15 protein-coding genes and 1 pseudogene are annotated in these 20,959 nt (G+C 72.0%); 8 read left to right on the top strand and 8 right to left on the bottom strand.

All coding sequences use genetic code 11. The features are described from left to right. Positions 1-171 precede the first annotated feature (171 nt). Positions 172-963 (top strand): aldo/keto reductase, encoded by a 792-nt coding sequence (locus KY5_RS34930; protein ID WP_098247680.1) that lies wholly within the window; start codon positions 172-174, stop codon positions 961-963. Between the two features lie 61 nt (positions 964-1,024). Here KY5_RS34930 and KY5_RS34925 read toward each other — a convergent pair whose 3' ends face one another. From KY5_RS34925 to KY5_RS42320, 5 genes and pseudogenes are all read right to left on the bottom strand, one after another. Next, entirely contained in the window at positions 1,025-5,365 is a 4,341-nt protein-coding gene (locus tag KY5_RS34925; RefSeq protein WP_098245949.1) for a tetratricopeptide repeat protein, read from the bottom strand. Next, entirely contained in the window at positions 5,355-6,419 is a 1,065-nt protein-coding gene (locus KY5_RS34920) for an AAA family ATPase (protein ID WP_098245948.1), read from the bottom strand. The genes KY5_RS34925 and KY5_RS34920 overlap by 11 nt, the downstream gene beginning before the upstream one ends. After that, positions 6,412-8,139, bottom strand: coding sequence for a trypsin-like peptidase domain-containing protein (locus KY5_RS34915; RefSeq protein ID WP_159072672.1), 1,728 nt, complete (start codon positions 8,137-8,139; stop codon positions 6,412-6,414). Before KY5_RS34915 ends, KY5_RS34920 begins: the two co-directional genes overlap by 8 nt. Positions 8,140-8,147: 8 nt before the next feature. Beyond that, positions 8,148-8,522 (bottom strand): CU044_2847 family protein, encoded by a 375-nt coding sequence (locus KY5_RS34910; RefSeq protein WP_324965837.1) that lies wholly within the window; start codon positions 8,520-8,522, stop codon positions 8,148-8,150. A 105-nt stretch (positions 8,523-8,627) separates the two neighbouring features. Next, a pseudogene (locus tag KY5_RS42320) lies at positions 8,628-9,563 on the bottom strand (class I SAM-dependent methyltransferase). 231 nt (positions 9,564-9,794) lie between these two features. Between KY5_RS42320 and KY5_RS34900 the strand changes: the two are divergent. After that, positions 9,795-10,367 (top strand): TetR/AcrR family transcriptional regulator, encoded by a 573-nt coding sequence (locus KY5_RS34900; RefSeq protein ID WP_098245945.1) that lies wholly within the window; start codon positions 9,795-9,797, stop codon positions 10,365-10,367. A 58-nt stretch (positions 10,368-10,425) separates the two neighbouring features. After that, the gene (locus KY5_RS34895; RefSeq protein ID WP_098245944.1) at positions 10,426-11,625 is read left to right on the top strand and encodes a GDSL-type esterase/lipase family protein; all 1,200 of its coding nucleotides are present in this window, start codon (positions 10,426-10,428) and stop codon (positions 11,623-11,625) included. 9 nt (positions 11,626-11,634) lie between these two features. On the opposite strand, the gene KY5_RS34890 is transcribed toward KY5_RS34895, so the two are convergent. Both KY5_RS34890 and KY5_RS34885 read right to left on the bottom strand, forming a co-directional pair. Then, positions 11,635-12,378: a class I SAM-dependent methyltransferase gene (locus tag KY5_RS34890; protein ID WP_098245943.1), complete on the bottom strand. Its 744-nt coding sequence runs from the start codon at positions 12,376-12,378 to the stop codon at positions 11,635-11,637. Between the two features lie 5 nt (positions 12,379-12,383). Further along, positions 12,384-12,689 (bottom strand): 4a-hydroxytetrahydrobiopterin dehydratase, encoded by a 306-nt coding sequence (locus KY5_RS34885; protein ID WP_098245942.1) that lies wholly within the window; start codon positions 12,687-12,689, stop codon positions 12,384-12,386. A 118-nt stretch (positions 12,690-12,807) separates the two neighbouring features. Between KY5_RS34885 and KY5_RS34880 the strand changes: the two genes are divergently transcribed. Further along, a complete protein-coding gene (locus tag KY5_RS34880; RefSeq protein ID WP_098245941.1) occupies positions 12,808-13,650 on the top strand; it encodes a helix-turn-helix domain-containing protein in 843 nt (280 codons plus the stop codon). Here KY5_RS34880 and KY5_RS34875 read toward each other — a convergent pair. Next, positions 13,647-14,069, bottom strand: coding sequence for a hypothetical protein (locus tag KY5_RS34875; protein ID WP_098245940.1), 423 nt, complete (start codon positions 14,067-14,069; stop codon positions 13,647-13,649). The two genes, KY5_RS34880 and KY5_RS34875, sit on opposite strands and share 4 nt — an antisense overlap. A gap of 128 nt (positions 14,070-14,197) precedes the next feature. On the opposite strand from KY5_RS34875, the gene KY5_RS34870 reads away from it, so the two are divergent. From KY5_RS34870 to narI, 4 genes are read left to right on the top strand one after another with little or no spacing between them, the layout of a single operon-like run. Then, entirely contained in the window at positions 14,198-17,989 is a 3,792-nt protein-coding gene (locus KY5_RS34870) for a nitrate reductase subunit alpha (RefSeq protein WP_418952840.1), read from the top strand. After that, positions 17,989-19,644: a nitrate reductase subunit beta gene (gene narH, locus KY5_RS34865; protein ID WP_234363008.1), complete on the top strand. Its 1,656-nt coding sequence runs from the start codon at positions 17,989-17,991 to the stop codon at positions 19,642-19,644. The genes KY5_RS34870 and narH overlap by 1 nt, the downstream gene beginning before the upstream one ends. Then, entirely contained in the window at positions 19,641-20,237 is a 597-nt protein-coding gene (gene narJ, locus KY5_RS34860; protein WP_098245937.1) for a nitrate reductase molybdenum cofactor assembly chaperone, read from the top strand. Before narH ends, narJ begins: the two co-directional genes overlap by 4 nt. Continuing rightward, complete coding sequence (gene narI, locus KY5_RS34855) at positions 20,234-20,959, top strand: respiratory nitrate reductase subunit gamma (RefSeq protein WP_098245936.1); 726 nt, start codon at positions 20,234-20,236, stop codon at positions 20,957-20,959. Before narJ ends, narI begins: the two co-directional genes overlap by 4 nt.

The raw sequence follows: 20,959 nt of genomic DNA, 5'->3' as shown, positions 1-20,959 counted from the left end.
CGCTCCGGCACCCCTTCGATATCCGGCCATCACCCGGCTCTCACGCGGCCCTCACACCTCCAGGAATGCGACACCGCCTCTGATCGTTGACCATGGGAGTACCACCCGACGACTTAAGGATCGAAGCTCGTGAGCAAGACCCCCCCGATCATCCTGAACAACGGCGTCGAGATGCCCCAGCTCGGTTTCGGCGTCTGGCAGGTGCCGGACGACGAGGCCGAGAAGGCCGTCGCGACGGCGCTGGATGCCGGGTACCGCAGCATCGACACCGCGGCCATCTACGGCAACGAAGAGGGCACCGGCAGGGCCATCGCCGCCTCCGGCGTCGCCCGCGACGAGCTCTTCGTCACGACGAAGCTCTGGAACGGCGAGCAGGGTTACGACTCCACCCTCCGCGCCTTCGACGCGTCGCTGGAGAAGCTCGGCCTCGACCACGTGGACCTGTACCTGATCCACTGGCCGCTGCCCTCGAAGGACCTGTACGTCGACACGTACAAGGCGTTCGAGAAGATCCACGCCGACGGCCGCGCCAAGGCCATCGGCGTCTCGAACTTCCTGCCCGAGCACCTGGAGCGGCTGCTCGGCGAGACGTCGATCGTCCCGGCCGTCAACCAGATCGAGCTGCACCCGCACCTCCAGCAGCGCGCCTCCCGCGAGTACCACGCGGAGCAGGGCATCACCACCGAGGCGTGGTCGCCGCTCGGCCAGGGCAAGGGCCTCCTCGATGTCCCCGCGATCGTCGCGATCGCGCGCAAGCACGGGCGGACTCCCGCCCAGGTCGTGCTGCGCTGGCACATCCAGCTGGGCAACGTGGTGATCCCCAAGTCCGTGACCCCGTCGCGGATCAAGGAGAACATCGACGTCTTCGGCTTCGAGCTCGACCCCGAGGACATGGCGGCGATCTCGGCGCTGAACGAGGACCGGCGGCTCGGCCCCGACCCGGCGACGTTCGACGTGGCCTGACGGGCGCCTGCCTCTAGGACGTAGGCAAGACGTACTGGCTCGCTTGCGGTGGCCCTTCGGGTCAGTGCAAGCGGGCCAGGCGCGCTTGCAGGACTTCGACTTCCGAGCGGGTGGGGCCGAGGGCGGACGCGAGGTGGGCGAGGACGTGCCGCACCACGGTCGCCCCGGCCTCCGGACCGTCACTCCTGACGGCACTCGCGCGAGCCTCCTCGCAGATCTGGACGGCCTGCTCGACATGATCTGCTTCCAGGTAGGACTCCACGAGTCTGCCGAGCACGCGAAGAGTGTCGGGGTGGAAGAGCCCCTGAGTGTTCCACCGCGTCGTCAGCGCGTCACTGAGCTCGTAGAAGCCCTTCGACACCGTCTCCGGCTCCCGGGTGCGGATCCGGGTGAGCGCGAGCCCCTCCAGCGCGTGCAGGGTGTCGGGGTGGTCCTCACCCAACACCCGCGCCCGCCCGGCGTGGGCCAGCTCCCGCAGCTCCACGGACTGGCCCCCGCCCGCCGCCTCCGGTTCGCGCCAGTCCGCCAAGACCCCTTCGTACAGGGCGGTTTGCCTGCCCACGGCCCCGATGCCCGCATAGGCGGACGCGAGGGAGTCCGCGGCCCGGAGCGCGTCCGGGTGAGTCTTTCCGAGGACCCTTCTCCGCCTTTCCCACACCACTCCGAACAGGTCGACGGCCCGGTCCGCGCTCCCGTCGATGAGGTACATCTCGGCCAGCCGCTCCCCCGCGTCCAGAGCCCGCGGATGATCCGCCCCCAGCGCCGCGAGGCTTTCGGCGTACGCCTGCGCGCACGTCTCGACGGCCTCCCGCACCCTGCCCGCGGCCCTGTAGAGACCGGCCAGGTCCAACCGGGCGGAAACCGCCCGCGGGTGCCCGGCACCGAACACCCGGGACACACTCGCCACCACCCGCTCCAGTTCGGTCACCGCCCGGCCCGTGGCGCCCGCCGCCTCACACGCGAAGGCCAGGCCCGTGCGCACCTCCATCGTCTCCAGGGCATCGCCGCCCCAGACCCTGCGGCAGCCGGTCAGCGTCTCCTCGTACGTGTCCACGGCCTCGCCCGGACGCCCCGCCGCCACGTACGCGCCCGCGAGCCGGGACCGCAGCCGCAAGGTCTCGGGATGCTCGACTCCCAGGGAGACGGCCGCCGTCGTGTGGACGTCCTCCAGTTGCCGCACGGCCGACCGCGCATCACCCGCCGCGGCGTAGGCGTCGGCGAGCCGGGCGCGCAGCTCGAGCGCTTCGGGGTCCAGGTGCCTCCCCCTGGCGGCCACACACTCCATGGCGTCCTGGAGGAGGTCGATCGCGTCCCTCGCGCGCCGCGCGGCCAGGAAGGCTGCCGCCAGGGCCTTCATGGCCTCCACCGCCTCCGGCGACCGGCGCCCCGAAAGCCGTCGCCTGCACGACATCGCCCGGTCCAACATGCCGATGGCCGACTCCGACCGCCACTGGCTGATGAGGAATTCCCCCGCCGTGGTGAGCAGTTGAGCCAGCAAGGCGGTGTCGTCCTCGGGCCTGGCCCTCTCGCACAACCCCTCGACGAGCGGCACGAGCTGACGGCAGTACGGCCATTTCTCCGGGTCGTCCACAGGCGCAGGGAACGCGGCGATCAGGCAGCTGACGGCCCGGTGCCGGGCCGCGTCGACCTGGCCGGAGCCACGGAAGGGCAGAGTCTCGTCCGGCGTGAGGGCGATGGCTCCGAAGCGCCTCGGAACCGTGACCGTGGCCGCCGACGCGTCAAGATGCACCAGGCCGCGCTCCACCAGAACGTCCAGGAGGCGCGTCACGTCGTACGCCGGGTCCAGAACGGTCGGGAGCAGGCTGCGAGGAACGGCGCTGTCGCCCCACCAGGCAAGGGTCAGCAGGAGTTGAACGGCCGCCGGGTCGGCGATGCCGCGCAGTGACTCCTTGACCGCGTCCCCGATCGCGTCCGTCGGCGTCAGGTCCTCCGCCGACCCCGAGCCCTCCCCCTCGGGTTCCACCGGTTCGAGCGCTCCCCGCGCGAGGAGGGCGAGGTACTCGTCCACCGTCACCCCCGTCCCGGCGATCGCCTCGGCCGCCCGCACCACCGCCCTCGGCAGCCGCCCCAGCTCCTCGCACAGCCGCACGACCCCGGCGACCTCCCGGCCCGCGTGGACCTTGAACATCTGGGCCGCTTCCGACAGCGCGGGCACGCCGAGACCGAGCCGGAAGACGTCGTCCGGCCAGCCCTCCGCCTCCCGGCTGGTGATCAGGACGACGCCGCGGGTGCCCAGGCGCGACAGCAGCACACGCACGTCGTCAGGGCTCTCGACGCCGTCGAGCACGAGCGCCCAGCCGGTGTGCGAGCTCAGCCACTGAAGAGCCCACTCCCATCGGCCGCCCGCCGCGCGCGCGTCCCTCACGAACGGCTGGAGTACATCGGTCAGCTCCGAGAGCCCTTTGACCAGGGACGCGGGCGAGTCCGCGGTGACCCACCACACCGGGCGCTCCTGGTCCCGAGCGCCCCACCGCCCCGCCCACGCCCTCGCCAGCATGGTCTTGCCCACGCCCGCCACGCCGTGCAGGACGACCCGCTCCGCCCCGTGGAGGTCGGTGAACGTCCTGTCCAGGCCGTCGAGTTCATGCGCCCTGCCGATGAACGGGTCCACGGCGGAGATGTTGGAGAGCCCGGTCGGGGCCGTCACCGATCCGGGCGGTTCGAATGGCGCCTCCTCCGGGGGAAGCGGCTCCTCATCCCTCCTGGGCAATCTCACCGTCTCGTGATCCGGGACCTCCGCGGGCCGCTCCACCACCCGTATCGCCCGCCCTCTGAGCACCCCCAACGCCTCCTCGCTGACCAGCGCGAACGGCTGCCCCACCTCCCCGAGCCCCCGACTCCCCGCTCCCTCCGCTACCCCCACGACCGCCCGGAACGCCCGCGTCCCCGACCCCGCCCTCGCCTCGATCTCCGCGCCGAGGCGGCCGAGCAGCTCGGCGACCGCGAGCGACTCGGGGCGGGGCAGGGTCTCCAGGAGTGCGGCCCTGGCTCCCGGCACGAAGTCGTACAGGCCGCGTTCCGCGTCGACCGGTTCCAGGAGGCCGCTCAGGAGGACCTCCGCCAGGTCGCTGGGGCGCGAACCGGGCGTCACCCGTTGCTGGATGAGCCGCATCACCGGCAGTGCGGGGACGGAGAGCGCGACGTGGGCGGCCAGGTCCGCCGCCGTGGGGGATGCCGCCGTCTGGAAGCGCAGGATCCGCTCGGTGACCGGCAAGTCACCCTCGCTGGACAGGGGTTGGGCGTGCGGCGGGTGGGCGCGGCTGACGTACGTCACGGCCGTGTCCCTGCCCCGGTCGCCGGACGCGGTCACCAGGCCCGCCCAGTCAGCGAGCCACTCGGGGGCGAGTTCGAGGACCGGCACGGGGATCGCGTCGGGCGCGGGCAGGACGGCGCGGCCGTCGTGCGGGGTGAAGCGCAGTGCGGTGTTGGGGGCGCCCGCGCGGGAGGCGATGGCACGGCCCGGGACCGCGGGGGCCGCGGTCCTGCGCCAGAGGCGTTCGGGCAGCGGCTGGAGGATCGCGGTGGGGCCGCGCCCCGCCCACAGGTGCAGCGCGGGGTCCGCCCGGCCGCCCCACCAGTGCGGGCCCGAGCAGTCGCTGAGCACCAGGACGATCTGACGCCCCGTCGGGTCGACGAGCGCCGCCGGGTCAAGGGCGGGCCCCTCGGCGGAGATCCGGACGCCGACGCGCGACCCGACGTCCGCCAGCTGCCACACGCGTACGTCGCGGAAGGCGGCGGTGCGCTGCATCGCCTCGCGCAGTTCGCGGGCGAGCGGACGCCACACCGTCATCGCGGGGCCCGTGTCGACGACCAGGGCGAGGCTCAGGAGCCGGTCGGGGACCGGGACCATGACCGGGGCCCAGAGACGCAGGCCCGGGTGGCGCGCGGCGCGTGCGGCGGTGGCCTCCTCGTCCAGGGTGCGGCGGCGCCGGTCGGGGACGCGGCGCTTGAGCGGGCGCAGGGCGCGCTGGATGGCGAGTTCGTGGCGCAGGGCCTGCGGGGCGGGGACGAGGACGTCGTCGGCGTCGGTGCCGGGGCGCGGGGCGCCGTGCGGGACGTGCAGGGCCCGGCGCCCGGGGGCGGGGCGCGGACCGGCCTCGCTCTGCGGCTCCGCCGGGTCGGCGCGCTCCGCACCCTCGTCGCTCGCTCCGGGGCGCTCGCTCACGTCGGCGTAGGCCATCGAGCCCGTCACCGGAGCGTGGAACGTACCCTGCCGGAAGTCCACGTGGTCACCGCCGTACTGGCCCGACGGCGGAACCCCGGCACCACCGCCCTCCCCCACGGGCAGCCGCTCCGCCAGCCACAGCATCTCCGCCAGCTCCAGCGGGGTGACCGGCGGGCCGAGGGCGTCCAGCGCGTCCCTGAGCCGGTCAAGCGTCATCGTGCCGGGTCGCCTCGCCGCTCAGGTACGGCATCACCTGGTCCGCCAACTTCCTGACGTTCTCGGGCTCTTCGCTGAACGACGCGTGGTGGCACATGTAGATGGCGTTGAGGAGCTGGTCGTTGGCGAGGAGTCCGCCGCTGCGCCGTTCGAAGAAGCGGTCGATGATTTCCTGTGTACGCGGCGGGAGTTCGCCGTCCTCGCCGCACAGCACCGGGCCGAGGTGCTCGCGGACGATCGCGGTCAGCTCCGCCACGCTCGCGGGCTGTTTCAGGTCCACGGTCACGCAGCGCCGCAGGAACGCGGGCGGGAACTCGCGCTCGCCGTTGCTGGTCATGATGACGAGGGGGAAGGCACGGCAGGTGACGGTGCCGTCGCGGATCTCCACGCGGTCGGTGGTGCTGTCGGCCGTCATCACCTTGGCGGTGGGCGCGGCGCGGCGGGCCAGCTCGACGAGTTCGTAGGAGCCCTTCTCGAAGATGGTGAGGAGGTCGTTGGGCAGGTCGATGTCGCTCTTGTCGATCTCGTCGACGAGCAGCACGCGGGGCCGCTCGTAGGGGAGCAGCGCGGTGCCGAGGGGGCCGAGGCGCAGATAGTCGCCGATGTCGTCGCCGACCCCCGCGTCACCGTCGCCCCGGGCGCGTTCGGCGGCGTACAGGCGGGTCAGCGGGTCGTATTCGTAAAGGCCGTCGCGCAGGGCGACGCGGCTGGTGATCGGCCAGTGCAGGACCTTGCCGAGGCCCAGTTCGTGCGCCACCGCGTACGCGAGGGAGGACTTGCCGGTGCCGGGTGCGCCGGTCACCAGGAGCGGCCTGCGCAGGTACAGCGCGGCGTTGACCTGCCGGACCGCGTCCTCGCCCGGCCGGTAGCTGACGGCCGCGTGCGGGTTGCCGGAGTCGCCGGGCGGGACGGGCAGGGCGGGGCCGCCGGTGAAGGTGCGCCACGGGGGCGGGGCCGGGAGTGCCTCGATTCCTTCGTGCGGGATCCGGCTTCCGGTGTAGATCTGCCAGTGGGACGTCGCCGTCGCCCCGGCCGTCTCAGCCGTCTCAGACACGCTCCACGCTCCCTGTGGTCCGCATGGCCAGTGGTGGGTCGGGCTTGCGCTCCGGGTCGTCCCAGAACAGGGTCAGCCGGTGCCCGCAGTGCTCGGCGTCCCCCTTGTCGGGGGAGCGCGCCTCCTTGCGCAGCCGCATCACCTCGAACGGCAGCCGGTCCGGGTCGAGTGCGGCGACCGCCTCCGTGAGCCGGTCGAGGAACTTGTCGGGCGCGCAGTGGGCGTGGCCCTCGTCGCCGCAGTCGTGGCGCCGCCACAGCATGATCGGCACGCCGGTGTCGAGGGCGGCCGCGAGCCAGTCGCCCACGGGTGTCGCGGCGTACGCGAGGGCGCACACGTCGTCGTCGGCGTCCAGCCAGTCGTGGAACTCGTCGTAGCCGTAGGGCAGTCCGCACTCCACGCGCCGCGGCCTGGTCTCGCCGCGGGCCCGCACCGTCTCCCAGCGCCTGCGGGTGAGCCGCGAGACGGTGAGCGGCTTCAGCCGGTCCATGTGCCGGACCACGACCGGCACCGTGCGCAGCGGCCGGGGCCGCGCGGCGCCCGGCTCGTGGATCTGCCACTCCTCGTACGGCTCGCTCATCAGCCGTTCGGGCACCACGAACTCCACCATCCAGTCGAACTCGTGGACGCGGCAGATCTGTTCGGCGAGCAGCGCCTCCACCTTCGTCCGCAGTTGGCGTGGCCGGATCCTGAAGGGCCCCGCCCTGGCGACGGGCAGGCCGTCGACCACGGTGCAGACGGAGAGGTCGAGTCCGGCGCCCCGGGTCATCGACTCGGCGCGGAACATGACGGAACCGGTGGGTGCGGCGCCGATCGCCGCGCCGGTCGCCCGGCCCCCTTCGCACTGCTCGGGCATCCACCGCCGCAGCCACCCGCCGATGTCCACCCCGGGCGGCCCCGCCGCACGCAGCGAGTCGAGGAGCCGCACGAGCCGGTCCTCGCCGGTCAGTTCCTCGGCGACGTGACGGACCGCGTGCCAGACGGACCGGAAGGCGGGCAGCGGGCGGCGGAAGGTGGGAAAGGCCCGCCGGACGATCAGCTCCAGGTTCCCCGCGTCGATCCGTACGTCGCTCAGCAGCGCGCGCAGTTCGCGGCGCGGCGCGTCCGGCAGCCAGTCGAGCGGCAGGAGGTCGTCCAGCTCCTCCCAGTGGCGGCGGATGGTGTCGAGGGGCAGCATCCGTCCGATGTGACCGGCGGCGGTGTCCTCGAGCACGGCGTCGGTGAGGATGCCGACGACGAGATGGCTCTCCTGGTCGTAGACGGCGGCGCCGCTGAACCCCTCGGCGAGGCACTGGAGATGGGCCCGCTCCACGTCGATCTCCAGCCACTCCTGGCCTAGCAGCCGGTCCGCGCTGGTGCGCAGCGTGACGTGCGTCCCCACCTCGTCGTGGCCGAACGGGAAGCCGAGCGCGCGCAGTTCGGGGGCGGCGTGCCCCGGGCGCGGCCGCAGGACGTCGAGCGGGGCGAACGCGCACGGCGTCGCGTCGGGCGGCCGGTCGAGCGCGATCACGGCCAGGTCCCCGCGATCCCCCACGCGCCGCCAGTCCCCGACCCACGCCACGGTCCCGCGCAGCGCGTCGTCGAGTCCCGGCAGCGCCACGGAGACCTCGGCCAGGCCCTCGACGACGTGGGCGCAGGTGATCAGCCGCGCACCGTCGACCAGCACGCCCGCTCCTCTGGGAACGCCGTCGACCGTGCCGATCCGGGCACGCCAGTGCATGCCCGCCATTATTCGCCTTGGACCGCCCGTCCGGCGCCGTCCTGTCGGGTGCCGTCTCCCGGGGCCTGCGGCCTGGACCAGGTGAGCTTGACGGTCAGGTGTCCCTCGGCGGCGGTCTTGGCGATGACGGCACCCGCCACGGCGCTGAGCTTGACCCCGAATTCCAACTCGATGGCATCGGGGTCGAGTGCCCGGTCCCGGAAGGTCCGCAGCGCGGACATCGCGGCCCCGCGCACATTGCTCAACGCCGACTCGAAGCGCCCCTCGACCTCATGGATCCCGTCGTCCCCGCCACGCCGCGACACGGACCTGAACCCGGGGTCCCTGGAGTCCACTTCGACCACTACGGGTCCTTCGTCGGACTCCCACCGCATCAGCTCCATCACGCGACCGCACCCCTTCCTGCCGGAGACCTCCCGACGTTACGTCAACAGGAGTCCACACACCGGCAGTTGGGCGAATACGTGGGATGCGGGACGCGTGCCCGGCTAGCCCTGCTCCCGGTCCTTGACCGCCACATGCACCGTCTGCGCGAGCAGCAGGAACGCGTCGGGCCTGAGGAGGAGGCCGCCCGGGTCCGACGGGTCCAGGAGACGGTCGATGGTGGCCAGCTCGTCGGCGCCGAGGAGTTCCTCGTGCATCTCGCGGCGGCGGGCCAGTTCGTCCACGAGGTGCGCACGGACCTCGCGCGGGAGCGGGGCCGGTACGTCGAGCAGGAAGCTGCGGGTGGCCACGTGGCGCAGGCCCGCGGCGCCGAGGAGGGCGGGCCAGTCCTCCACGACGTCCTTCGTGCCCGGCAGGCTCGCGCGCATCCCGGCGAACCACTCCTCGTCCACCGCCTCCAGGCGGGACTGGAGGCCGGGCTTGCCGAAGCCGATGTCGCGGGGCAGGCTGCGGGCGTTCAGACCGCCCTCCAGGAGGGCGATCGCTCCGCCGGGGGCGAGCCGCTGCGCGAGGGCGGCGAGCGCGGCGCCCTGGTCGCCCACGTGGTGCAGGGACTTGCCCAGCCACATCAGGTCGGCGGGCGGCAACTGCCCCACGTCGTCCGGGAGTTACGCCCTCACCGCCTCGAACCGGTCCGCGACGCCGTCCCGTTCGGCGCGCGCACGCGCGCGCTCCAGGAGCGGCCCCTCGGGGTCGGCCGCGACGATCCGCGCCCCGGGGAAGGCGCCAGCCAGCAGGAAGGCCACGGCACCGGGGCCCGCGCCCACGTCGGCCACGAGCCCCGGCTCCGGCACCCACCCGCGCAGCCACGCGGCCACCTCGCCGTACATCGGCGCGGCGATCCTCGCGTACCGCTCCAGCTTGTCGCCCATCGCGGCCCAGTCGATGTCGGTCGTCTCGTGGGAGTGCCCGTGCCCGTGTGCGTGTCCGTGTCCGTGTCCGTGTCCGTGTCCGTGTCCGTGTCCGTGTCCGTGCGCCATGGTTCCTCGCCGCCTTCCTGTGGCGTGTTTGCCTGTGTGTCCGTCAGCAGTGCCAGCCTCCGCCCCTTTCCCCGTTTCTGACTACTCGCCTTGCCGTTCCAGCAAGTGACCGCCTCTCCGTCCACCTGAAGACTTACACCACTTGCCTAAAGACTTTAGGAACGTGCAATATAGCTATAGGCAGACGGACCACGTCGAAGAGAAGACCGCAGAGAAGGCGGAGGCAAGCTCATGGCACCACGCGCAGGACTGACCACGGACCGCCTGGTCAGAGCGGGCGCCGAGCTGGCCGACGAGGTCGGTTTCACGGAGGTGACCGTCTCCGCGCTCGCCCGGCGGTTCGACGTCAAGGTCGCGAGCCTGTACTCGCACGTGAGGAACTCCCACGACCTGAAGACCCGGATCGCCCTGCTCGCCCTGGCGGAACTGGCCGACCGGGGTTCCGCCGCCCTCGCGGGGCGCGCGGGCAAGGACGCGCTCACCGCCTTCGCGAACGTCTACCGCGACTACGCACGCGAGCACCCCGGCAGGTACGCCTCGACCCAGTACCGGCTCGACCCGGAGGCGGCCGCCGCGAGCGCGGGCGGCAGGCACGCGCAGATGACGCGGGCCATCCTGCGCGGCTACGACCTGGCCGAGCCGGATCAGACCCACGCGGTGCGGCTCCTGGGCAGCGTCTTCCACGGGTACGTCAGCCTGGAGCTCGCCGGCGGCTTCAGCCACAGCGCCCCGGACTCGCAGGAGTCCTGGTCGTGGGCCCTGAACCGGCTCGACGCCCTGCTCAGGACCTGGTCCGCACCCTGACGCCGCCCCGTTCGCGCCAGCACACCCTCCCAAACCACTTGATCAACAGGCTGAGGCAATGAACACCACCGCCCCCATCACCACTCCCCTCACCCCCGACCTCCTCCGCGGCCACCTCGACCTGGAGCACACCGCGCACGGCGTCCTGCCGCACCGGCTGCCCGCCCGCGCCCGTGCCCAGTGCGCCGACGGGCAGCTCGCCATGGTCGAGTCGCAGCCCTCCGGCGTACGCCTGGTCCTGCGGACCCGCGCCACCGTCATCGAGCTCGACGCGCTGGCGACCAAGCGCGTCTACCCGGGCGCCCCGCCCCGCCCCGACGGGCTCTACGACCTGATGGTCGACGGACGTCCGGCAGGCCAGGGCAGCGTCGCCGGCGGCAACACCCTCACCATCGACCTGAGCACCGGCACCGCCGACTACCGGCCGGGTCCCGTCGGCACCGTCCGCTTCGACGGGCTCGCCCCTGACGAGAAGGACGTCGAGATCTGGCTGCCGCACAACGAGACCACCGAGCTCGTCGCGCTGCGCACCGACGCGCCCGTCGGTCCCGTGCCGAACCGGGGCCGCAAGGTGTGGCTGCACCACGGCAGTTCGATCAGCCACGGCTCCGACGCCGCGAGCCCCAGCACCACCTGGCCCGCGCTCGCCGCCTCCCTCGGCGGCGTGGAGCTGATCAACCTCGGCCTGGGCGGCAGCGCGCTGCTCGACCCGTTCACCGCGCGCGCGATCCGGGACACCCCGGCCGACCTGCTCAGCGTCAAGCTCGGCATCAACGTGGTGAACGCCGACCTGATGCGGCTGCGCGCCTTCGGCCCCGCCGTGCACGGCTTCCTCGACACCGTGCGCGAAGGCCACCCGACCGCGCCGCTGCTCGTCGTCTCGCCCATCCTGTCCCCCATCCACGAGGACACCCCGGGCCCCTGTGCCATCGACGTCTCCGCGATCGCCGAGGGGCGGCTGCGCTTCCGGGCGACGGGCGATCCCGCGGAGGTCGCGAGCGGGAAGCTGACCCTCGGCGTCATCAGGGACGAGCTGGCCCGGATCGTACGGGAACGCGCCGCCGACGACCCGAACCTGTACTACCTCGACGGCCTCGAACTGTACGGCGAGGCCGACTTCGCCGAGCTGCCGCTGCCCGACGAGCTGCACCCGGACGCGGCCACGCACCGCCGCATCGGGGAGCGCTTCGCCGAGCGGGTGTTCGACGGCACGGGAGCCTTCACGGACCGGCGCGCCGCCACGGACCGGCGCGCCTGACCGAGCGCGTCAGCCGCCGCCCTTCCTGAACGCCAGCAGGGTGAACCACGGGTCGGGGCGCGGCACTTCCTGGTCGGGCAGTTCCGCGAGCCCCGCGGCGAACCGCTCGGCGAGCGGCCCTTCGGGGGCGATCTGGGTGAACCAGCCGCGGCGCAGGTCGTCCACCGTGGAGCGGGGCGAGCGGCCCTGCCCGTGGCCCCGGAACCGGGAGTGACCCGCGGGCGTGAGGCCGTGCGCGGCCGCGCACGCCTCGACGTCTTCGGCGCGGTCCACGGCGGGTCGTATCGGGCGGGGCGCGAGCACCGCGTCGATGTCGCTGCCCACGTCGTGCGACGTGGCCTTGTCGACAGTGGTGACGAGGGTCCCGCCGGGCCGCAGCACCCGCGCGCACTCGGCGACGACGGCCGACGTCTCCTCGGCGCCGGACAGCAGGTGCAGCAGCCACACCGTGCTGACGGCGTCGAACGTGCCGTCGGGGAAGGGGAGGCTGCGGCTGTCGCCGAGCACCACGGAGCCCGGCACCCGGCCCGCCGCCATCCGGGCCATCCGGTACGCCGCGTCGACCCCGGTCACCCGAAGGCCCGGCCGCGCGGCGAGGCGCCGCGTGACGAGGCCGGTGCCGCAGGCCACGTCCAGGAGGGTGGCGGTGTCCGGGGGCAGCAGGCCGACGACGGCGTCCGCCGCGGCCGCCGCGCGGGGCTCGCCGCCGCGCGACGCGTCGTAGCGGTCGGCCTCTTTGCTGTAGTCGAGCATCGACGTCATTCCGCGCCGTGGCCGGGCGCCAACGCCTCGACCCTGCGGGCGAGTTCGAAGTCGAGGTCGGTGAGCGCGCCGTTCGCGCTGTGCGTGTGCACGGACAGCGCGACGGTGTTGTACCCGAGCGTCAGGTCGGAATGGTGACCGAGCTCTTCCTGGGTCTGCGCGATGTGGACGACCAGGGCGGTCGCCGCGAAGTGCGAGCCGAGCCGGTACGAGCGGCCGATCCTGTCGCCGTCCAGCGACCAGCCCGGCAGCTCGGCGAGCCGGTCCTCGATCTCCTTCTGCGAAAGCGGTTCGGGGGTCATGAGCCACGCTTCCTTCCTGGTCGTCCGGGTCCGGCACGGCGGCAGGCCCGGGGTCCGCACGGCACGACGCACGTCCGCGGCTCACCTTGCCACACCCGCTTTCGATTACCGTCTAGGTATGACAACCGCCGCGTCCCTCAAGGGGAATGCCCGGGGCAGCGCCCGGGGGAACACGTCCGCAGTGGGCCCCCTGCTGCGCGGCTGGCGCGAGCGCCGCCGCGTCAGCCAGCTGGAACTGGCCCTGCGCGCCGATTCGTCGGCACGGCACATCAGCTTCGTGGAGACCGGCAGGTCGCGGCCGAGCGAGGAGTTCCTGCTCCGGCTCGCCGAGCACCTCGACGTACCGATGCGCGAGCGCAACTCCCTGCTCCTGTCCGCCGGTTACGCGCCGCGCTTCCGCGAGACCCCGCTGGACGACCCGTCGATGGGCGCGCTGCGCGAGAGCCTCGACCGGCTCCTGACCGGCTACGAGCCGTATCCGGCGCTGGTCGTCGACGCGACGTACGACGTGATCGCGGCGAACCGCGGTCTCGCCGCGCTGCTCGACGGCCTGCCCGAGCACCTCCTCGCGGCGCAGCCGCTGAACGCGATGCGGCTCACCCTCCACCCGGAGGGCCTCGCCCCGCGGATCCGCAATCTGCGGGAGTGGCGCGGGCACCTGCTGCACCAGATGGAGCGGCAGATCGCGCTGCAGCGCTCCGACGCGCTGCGTGCCGTGTACGACGAGGTGGCCGCCTATCCGGTGGCGGACCCGGGGGTCGACGCCTTCGACGCCGACACGGACGTGCCGTACTTCGCGCTGCCCCTGCGCGTCGAGCACGAGGGCCAGGTCCTCTCCTTCATCTCGTCCATCTCGACGTTCAACACCCCGATGGACGTGACGGTCGCCGAGCTGGCCATCGAGACACTGCTCCCGGCCGACCCGGCGACGTCGAAGTACCTCCAGTCGATGATGTCCTAGCGCCCGGCCCGCGTGGTGCGTAGCGCCGCGTACTGGAGCGCGGCGAAACCGCCGACCGTGACGGCCTGCAACGGGATCCACACGGCGCCCGCCGTGCCGGGCGAGAGCCAGATCGCGAGGGCGACGAAGCTGAGCACCGCCCAGGCCGCGTTCAGCTCGATCACCGCCCGGACGGGCAGGACCGGCGGACTCTTGCGCGCGGCGAGGAAGCCGACGCCCGCGGCGTACAGGGTCAGGAAGACGCCGAGGGTGAGCAGCAGCCCCGCGTCGACGCCGAGGAAGCGTCCGAGGGGTCCCGACGCGGCGGCGTAGGCGAGCCCGTTGCCCGCGGTCACGACCGCGTCGAGGGCGAGGAAGCGGCGCAGCATCGTCCGCGGGTCGGTGGTGCGGGCCAGGGCGGTGAGCTGGAACGCGGACATGGGGGATCAGCCTCCATACAGGGGAAGGGGCGGTTCCTGGTCCCGGATCCGGGCCGGAGTGCGCCGGACCGGATCCGGTGGGACCACTCTCCCGGGCTCGCTGCGGGTGGTCGATTACGTCACGGGTAATGCGGCGGCCCCCGCCCCTCCCCCACAACCCGTACGGCCGCTGCCGACAGGTGCTCGCTGTCACCCGCGCCTACGTTCGTGGGAAGGCAGACCTAGGGAGCTCCACGGTGACAGAGACGACCGAGCCCGCCGCCGCCCTGTTGCGGGCGGGCAAGTTCTTCCGGCGCGGCACCACCGCCCCCGACCTGCACAGCATCGGGCTCACCGGGGGCCGGGACGCGGACGCCTTCTACCGCGACCGGTGGAGCCACGACAAGGTCGTGAACTCCACGCACGGCGTGAACTGCACCGGCTCCTGCCGCTGGAAGGTGTACGTCAAGGACGGCATCATCACCTGGGAGACCCAGCAGACGGACTATCCGAGCGTGGGCCCCGACCGCCCCGAGTACGAGCCGCGCGGCTGCCCACGGGGCGCCGCGTTCTCCTGGTACACGTACTCCCCCACCCGCGTCCGCTACCCGTATCTGCGCGGCGTGCTCCTGGAGATGTACCGCGAGGCGAAGTCCCGGCTCGGGGATCCCGTCCTTGCCTGGGCCGACATCCAGGGCGACCCCGAACGCCGGGCGCGCTACCAGCGGGCGCGGGGCAAGGGCGGTCTGGTGCGGGCGACGTGGGACGAGGCCGTCGAGATCATCGCGGCCGCGCACGTCCACACCATCAAGACGTACGGCCCCGACCGCGTCGCGGGCTTCTCCCCCATCCCCGCGATGTCGATGGTGTCGCACGCGGCCGGCGCCCGCTTCATGGGGCTCATCGGCGCGCCGATGCTGTCGTTCTACGACTGGTACGCGGATCTCCCGGTGGCCTCGCCGCAGGTCTTCGGCGACCAGACCGACGTGCCGGAGTCCGGCGACTGGTGGGACGCCGCGTATCTGATGATGTGGGGCTCGAACGTCCCGGTGACGCGGACGCCCGACGCGCACTGGATGGCGGAGGCGCGCTACCGGGGCCAGAAGGTCGTGGTCGTCGCGCCCGACTACGCCGACAACGCCAAGTTCGCCGACGAGTGGCTGCATCCGCACCCGGGCACCGACGGGGCGCTCGCCATCGCGATGGGGCACGTGATCCTCAAGGAGTTCTTCGTCGACCGGCGGACGGACTTCTTCACGGACTACGTACGGAAGTTCACCGACCTGCCCTTCCTGGTGACGCTGACCGAGCGCGACGGGGCGTACGTCCCCTCGAAGTTCCTGCGCGCCACCGACCTCGGCGAGGACGGCGAGGGCGGCGAGTGGAAGACGGCCGTGCTCGACGAGAACACCGGGCGGCCCGCCGTCCCCAACGGCTCGCTCGGCTTCCGCTGGACCGAGTCGGGCAAGGGCAGGTGGAACCTCGAACTCGGCGACATCGAGCCGGTCCTGACCCTGCACGGCTCCGACGTCGCGGCGGGCACCGAGGTGCTGCTGCCGCGCTTCGACACCGAGGGCGGCACGCACGGACAGGGGCGCGGCGAGGTGGTGCGTCGCGGCGTTCCCGCCACGCGGCTCGGCGGGCAGGACGGACCGCTCGTCACGACGGTCTTCGACCTGCTGCTCGCGCAGTACGGCGTGGCGCGCGAGGGGCTGCCCGGCGAGTGGCCCGCGTCCTACGAGGACGCCGAAGCGCCCGGCACGCCCGCCTGGCAGGAGGCGCACACCTCCGTCCCCGCCGCAAAGTGCGTGAAGATCGCGCGGGAGTTCGCGCGGACGGCGGAGAAGTCACGCGGCCGCTGCATGATCCTGATGGGCGCGGGCACCAACCACTGGTTCCACTCCGAGACGATCTACCGCGCCTTCCTCGCGCTGCTCCAGCTCACCGGCTGTCAGGGCCGCAACGGCGGCGGCTGGGCGCACTACGTGGGGCAGGAGAAGTGCCGTCCTTCCACCGGCTGGGCGACGCTCGCGAGCGCCAACGACTGGAGCAGGCCGCCGCGCCAGATGATCGGCGCCGCGTACTGGTTCCTCAACACCGACCAGTGGCGCTACGACAAGTTCGCGGCGGACGTGCTCGCCTCGCCGCTTGGCGAGGGCCGGTTCACGGGCATGACGGGCGCCGACTGCCTGGCGCTCTCGGCACGCTCCGGCTGGATGCCGTCGTACCCGACGTTCGACCGCAACTCCCTCGACCTCGGCGACACCACGAGCGACCCGGTCGCCAACGTCGTGGACGAACTCAAGGCGGGCACCCTCAAGTTCGCCTGCGAGGACCCCGACGCGCCGGAGAACTGGCCGCGCGTCCTCACCCTGTGGCGCGCCAACCTCCTCGGCTCCTCCGCCAAGGGCGCCGAGTACTTCACCAAACACCTGCTCGGCACGCACTCCTCGCTGCGCGCCGAGGAAGCGGCCCCGCACGAGCGCCCCTCCACGGTGACGTGGCGTGCCGAGGCCCCCGAGGGCAAGCTGGACCTGCTCGTCTCGCTCGACTTCCGCCAGACCTCGTCGACGCTGCTCTCCGACGTGGTGCTCCCGGCCGCCACCTGGTACGAGAAGCACGACCTCTCGACCACGGACATGCACCCCTACGTGCACTCCTTCACCCCGGCCGTCGACCCGCCCTGGCAGGCCCGCACCGACTTCGACACCTTCCGCGTGATCGCCGACCGGCTGAGCGAACTCTCGGTCGACCACCTCGGCGTACGCAAGGACGTCGTCGCCACCGCGCTCCAGCACGACACAATCGGCGAGACCGCGCAGCCCGGCGGGGTCGTCCTGGACTGGCGCAAGGGCGAGTGCGAGGCGATCCCCGGCAGGACCATGCCGAACCTGGCGGTCGTGGAGCGCGACTACACCGCGATCGGCGCGAAGTTCGCCTCGCTCGGGCCGCTCGTGGAGAAGCTCGGGCTGCCGGTCAAGGGCATCTCCTTCCACCCCGACCAGGAGGTCGAGGAACTCAAGGAGCGCAACGGCGTCGTACGCGGCGGTCCCGCCGCAGGACGGCCCGCCCTGGACACCGCGGTGAAGGCGGCCAACACCATCCTCGCCCTGTCCGGCACGACCAACGGGCGCCTCGCCACACAGGGCTTCCACACCCTCGAGGCGCGCACGGGCCAGGAGATGGCGCACCTCGCCGCCGAGCACGAGGGCAAGCGCATCACGTACGCGGACACGCAGGCCGCCCCCGTCCCCGTGATCACCTCGCCGGAGTGGAGCGGCAGCGAGTCGGGCGGGCGCCGCTACACGGCCTTCACGCTCAACACCGAGCACCTCAAGCCCTGGCACACCCTCACCGGACGCCAGCACTTCTTCATCGACCACGACTGGATGCACGAACTGGGCGAGGCGATGCCTGTCTACCGGCCGCCCCTGGACATGAACCGGCTCTTCAACGAACCGCGCCTGGGGCCGGACGGCGAGAAGGAGGTGACGGTCCGTTACCTCACGCCGCACAACAAGTGGTCGATCCACTCCGAGTACCAGGACAACCTGTTCATGCTCTCGCTCTCGCGCGGCGGCCAGTGCATCTGGATGGCGCCGCAGGACGCCGAAGCGATCGGCGTCAGGGACAACGACTGGATCGAGGCGGTCAACAGGAACGGCGTGGTGGTGGCGCGCGCGATCGTCTCGCACCGGATGCCCGCGGGCACGGTCTACATGCACCACGCGCAGGAGCGCACGGTGAACGTCCCCAAGACGGAGACCACGGGAAAGCGCGGCGGCATCCACAACTCGCTGACCCGGCTCATCCTCAAACCGTCCCATCTCATCGGCGGTTACGCGCAGTTGTCGTGGGCGTTCAACTACCTGGGCCCGACGGGCAACCAGCGCGACGAGGTGACGGTCATCCGCCGCCGCAGCCAGGAGGTGCAGTACTGATGCCCCGTGGCGAAGCCACCCAACGACGTGTGATGGCGCAGATCGCGATGGTGATGAACCTCGACAAGTGCATCGGGTGTCACACCTGTTCGGTCACCTGCAAGCAGGCGTGGACCAACCGCGACGGCATGGAGTACGTCTGGTTCAACAACGTCGAGACCCGCCCTGGCCAGGGTTATCCGCGCCGCTACGAGGACCAGGAGAAGTGGCGCGGCGGCTGGGAGCTGAACAAGCGCGGCGCGCTCAAGCTGAAGAACGGCGGGCGGATCAAGTCCCTCCTGGAGATCTTCTCCAACCCCAAGCTGCCGGAGATCAAGGACTACTACGAGCCCTGGACGTACGAGTACAAGAACCTCACCGACGCCCCGCTCGGCGACGACTACCCGGTGGCCGAACCGCGCTCGCTGATCTCCGGCAAGCCGATAAAGATCGAGTGGTCGTCGAACTGGGACGACAACCTCGGCGGCGCCACCGAGCACGGCGACCTGGACCCGATGGTCGCCAAGACCCGCCAACAGGCCGCCGACAAAGTGAAGTTCACCTTCGAGCAGACCTTCATGTTCTATCTGCCGCGGATCTGCGAGCACTGTCTGAACCCGGCGTGCGTGGCGTCCTGCCCGTCCGGCGCGATGTACAAGCGCGAGGAGGACGGCATCGTCCTGGTCGACCAGGACCACTGCCGCGGCTGGCGCAAGTGCGTGACGGGCTGCCCGTACAAGAAGGTGTACTTCAACCACCGCACCGGCAAGGCCGAGAAGTGCACGATGTGCTATCCACGCGTCGAGGTGGGCCTGCCCACCGTCTGCTCGGAGACCTGCGTGGGGCGCCTGCGCTACCTCGGGGTGATCCTCTACGACCCCGACAAGGTGACGGCTGCGGCCTCGGAGCCGGACGAACACAAGTTGTACGAGGCCCAGTTGGGGGTCTTCCTCGATCCGGACGACCCCGAGGTGCGCAGGGACGCCGAGCGCTCGGGGATCTCCTACGACTGGCTGGAGGCGGCCCGCCGCTCCCCGGTGCACGCGCTGATCAGCACGTACAAGGTGGCGCTTCCGCTGCACCCGGAGTACCGCACGATGCCGATGGTCTGGTACATCCCGCCGCTCTCCCCCGTGGTGGACGCGCTGAGCGAGACCGGCCACGACGGCGAGGACCTGGACAACCTCTTCGGCGCGATCGACACCCTGCGCATCCCCCTCGAATACCTCGCGGAGATCTTCACGGCCGGTGACGTCGGCCCGGTGCGCTCCTCGCTCGAGAAGCTCGCGGCGATGCGGGCGCACATGCGGGCCATCAACCTCGGGGACACGCCCGACAGTTCGGTCGCCCATTCGGTGGGCATGTCGGCGCGGGAGATCGAGGAGATGTACCGGCTGCTCGCCATCGCCAAGTACGAGGACCGGTACGTCATCCCCACCGCCGCGGTCGGCGACGCCCGGCGCCTGGAGGAGTCGGCGCTGCCCGACTCGTGCAGCCTCGACTACGAGGACGGGCCCGGCATGGGCGGCGAGGGCCCCTTCGGGCAGGACTCGGGACGCAAGCAGCTGCCGCTGGTGACCATCGAGAACTTCCACGCGCTGCGGGCCCGGCAGACCGCCGACGAACAGCCGAGCGCGGCCGAGGAGGCCCACGCGGCCAGGGAGGACGACAAGTGACGCGCCACGCGGTGCTCTACCAGGCGGCGGCGCTCTGCCTGGCCTATCCGGACGACGAGTTCCGCGCGCGGCTTCCGCTGCTGAGGGCGGCGGCGCCCGCGGAGCTGACCTGCTTCCTGGACCACGCCGAGTCGACAGGGCAGCGCGAGCTTGCCGCGCACTACGTCCAGGTCTTCGACTTCAAGAACCGGCACAGCCTCTATCTGAGCTGGTGGCGGGACGGCGACACCCGGCGGCGCGGCATGGCCCTGGTGCGCTTCAAGGAGGTCTACCGCGAGCACGGCCTGGAGTTCAGCGGCGAGGAGCTGCCGGACTTCCTGCCCGCGGTCCTGGAGTTCTCCGCGCACGCGGGCCCGGTGCTGCTCACCGAGAACCGCAGCGGCATCGAACTCCTCCGCCTGGCCCTGACCGACTTCGGCACGCCGTACGCCGCCGTCCTCGACGCCGTCTGCGCCTCGCTGCCCGGACCCACGCCCAAGGACCGCGCGGAGGCGCTGGCCCTGGCCCGCTCGGGGCCGCCGCGCGAGGACGTCGGACTCGAACCGTTCGGCGGCATGGAACCCTTCGCACTCATCGGGGAGCGTCCCTCATGAACACGCTGCTGTGGGGCGCGCTCCCCTACGTCGCCTTCGTCCTGCTCGTCGCGGGCGTCGTCTGGCGCTACCGCTACGACAAGTTCGGCTGGACGACCCGCTCCTCGCAGGTCTACGAGTCCAAGCTCCTCAACATCGCCTCGCCGATGTTCCACTACGGCATCCTCTTCGTCCTCGTGGGCCACCTCATGGGCCTGTTCGTGCCGGAGTCGTGGACGGACAAGGTCGGCCTGACCGAGAGCGCCTACCACAAGCTGTCGCTGTGGGGCGGCACGGCGGCGGGCGCGCTCGCCGTGCTCGGCATCCTGATGCTGCTCTACCGGCGCCGCACCAAGGCGCCGGTCTTCCGCGCGACCACCGCCAACGACAAGCTGATGTACGTCGTGCTGCTCGCTGCGATCGTCATGGGCATGTGGGCCAAGCTCACCAACTCCGGCCTGGAGGAGGGCTACAACTACCGCGAGAGCATCGCGCCCTGGGCCCGCAGCCTGTTCACGCTCCAGCCGGACGTCGACCGGATGGTGGGCGTCCCGCTGACCTTCCAGATCCACGCGGTGATCGGGCTGCTGCTGTTCGCGCTGCTGCCCTTCACTCGGCTGATCCACATGTTCAGCGCGCCGGTTCAGTATCTCTTCCGGCCGTACGTGGTGTATCGGAGCCGGGACCCCAAGCGGGTCGGGGCCCGGCCTGATCGGAGGGGGTGGGAGCGGGCTGATTCGTGA

The sequence above is a fragment of the Streptomyces formicae genome, assembly GCF_002556545.1.
Classification (GTDB): domain Bacteria; phylum Actinomycetota; class Actinomycetes; order Streptomycetales; family Streptomycetaceae; genus Streptomyces; species Streptomyces formicae_A.
This window is presented reverse-complemented; position numbering and strand designations above follow the sequence as displayed.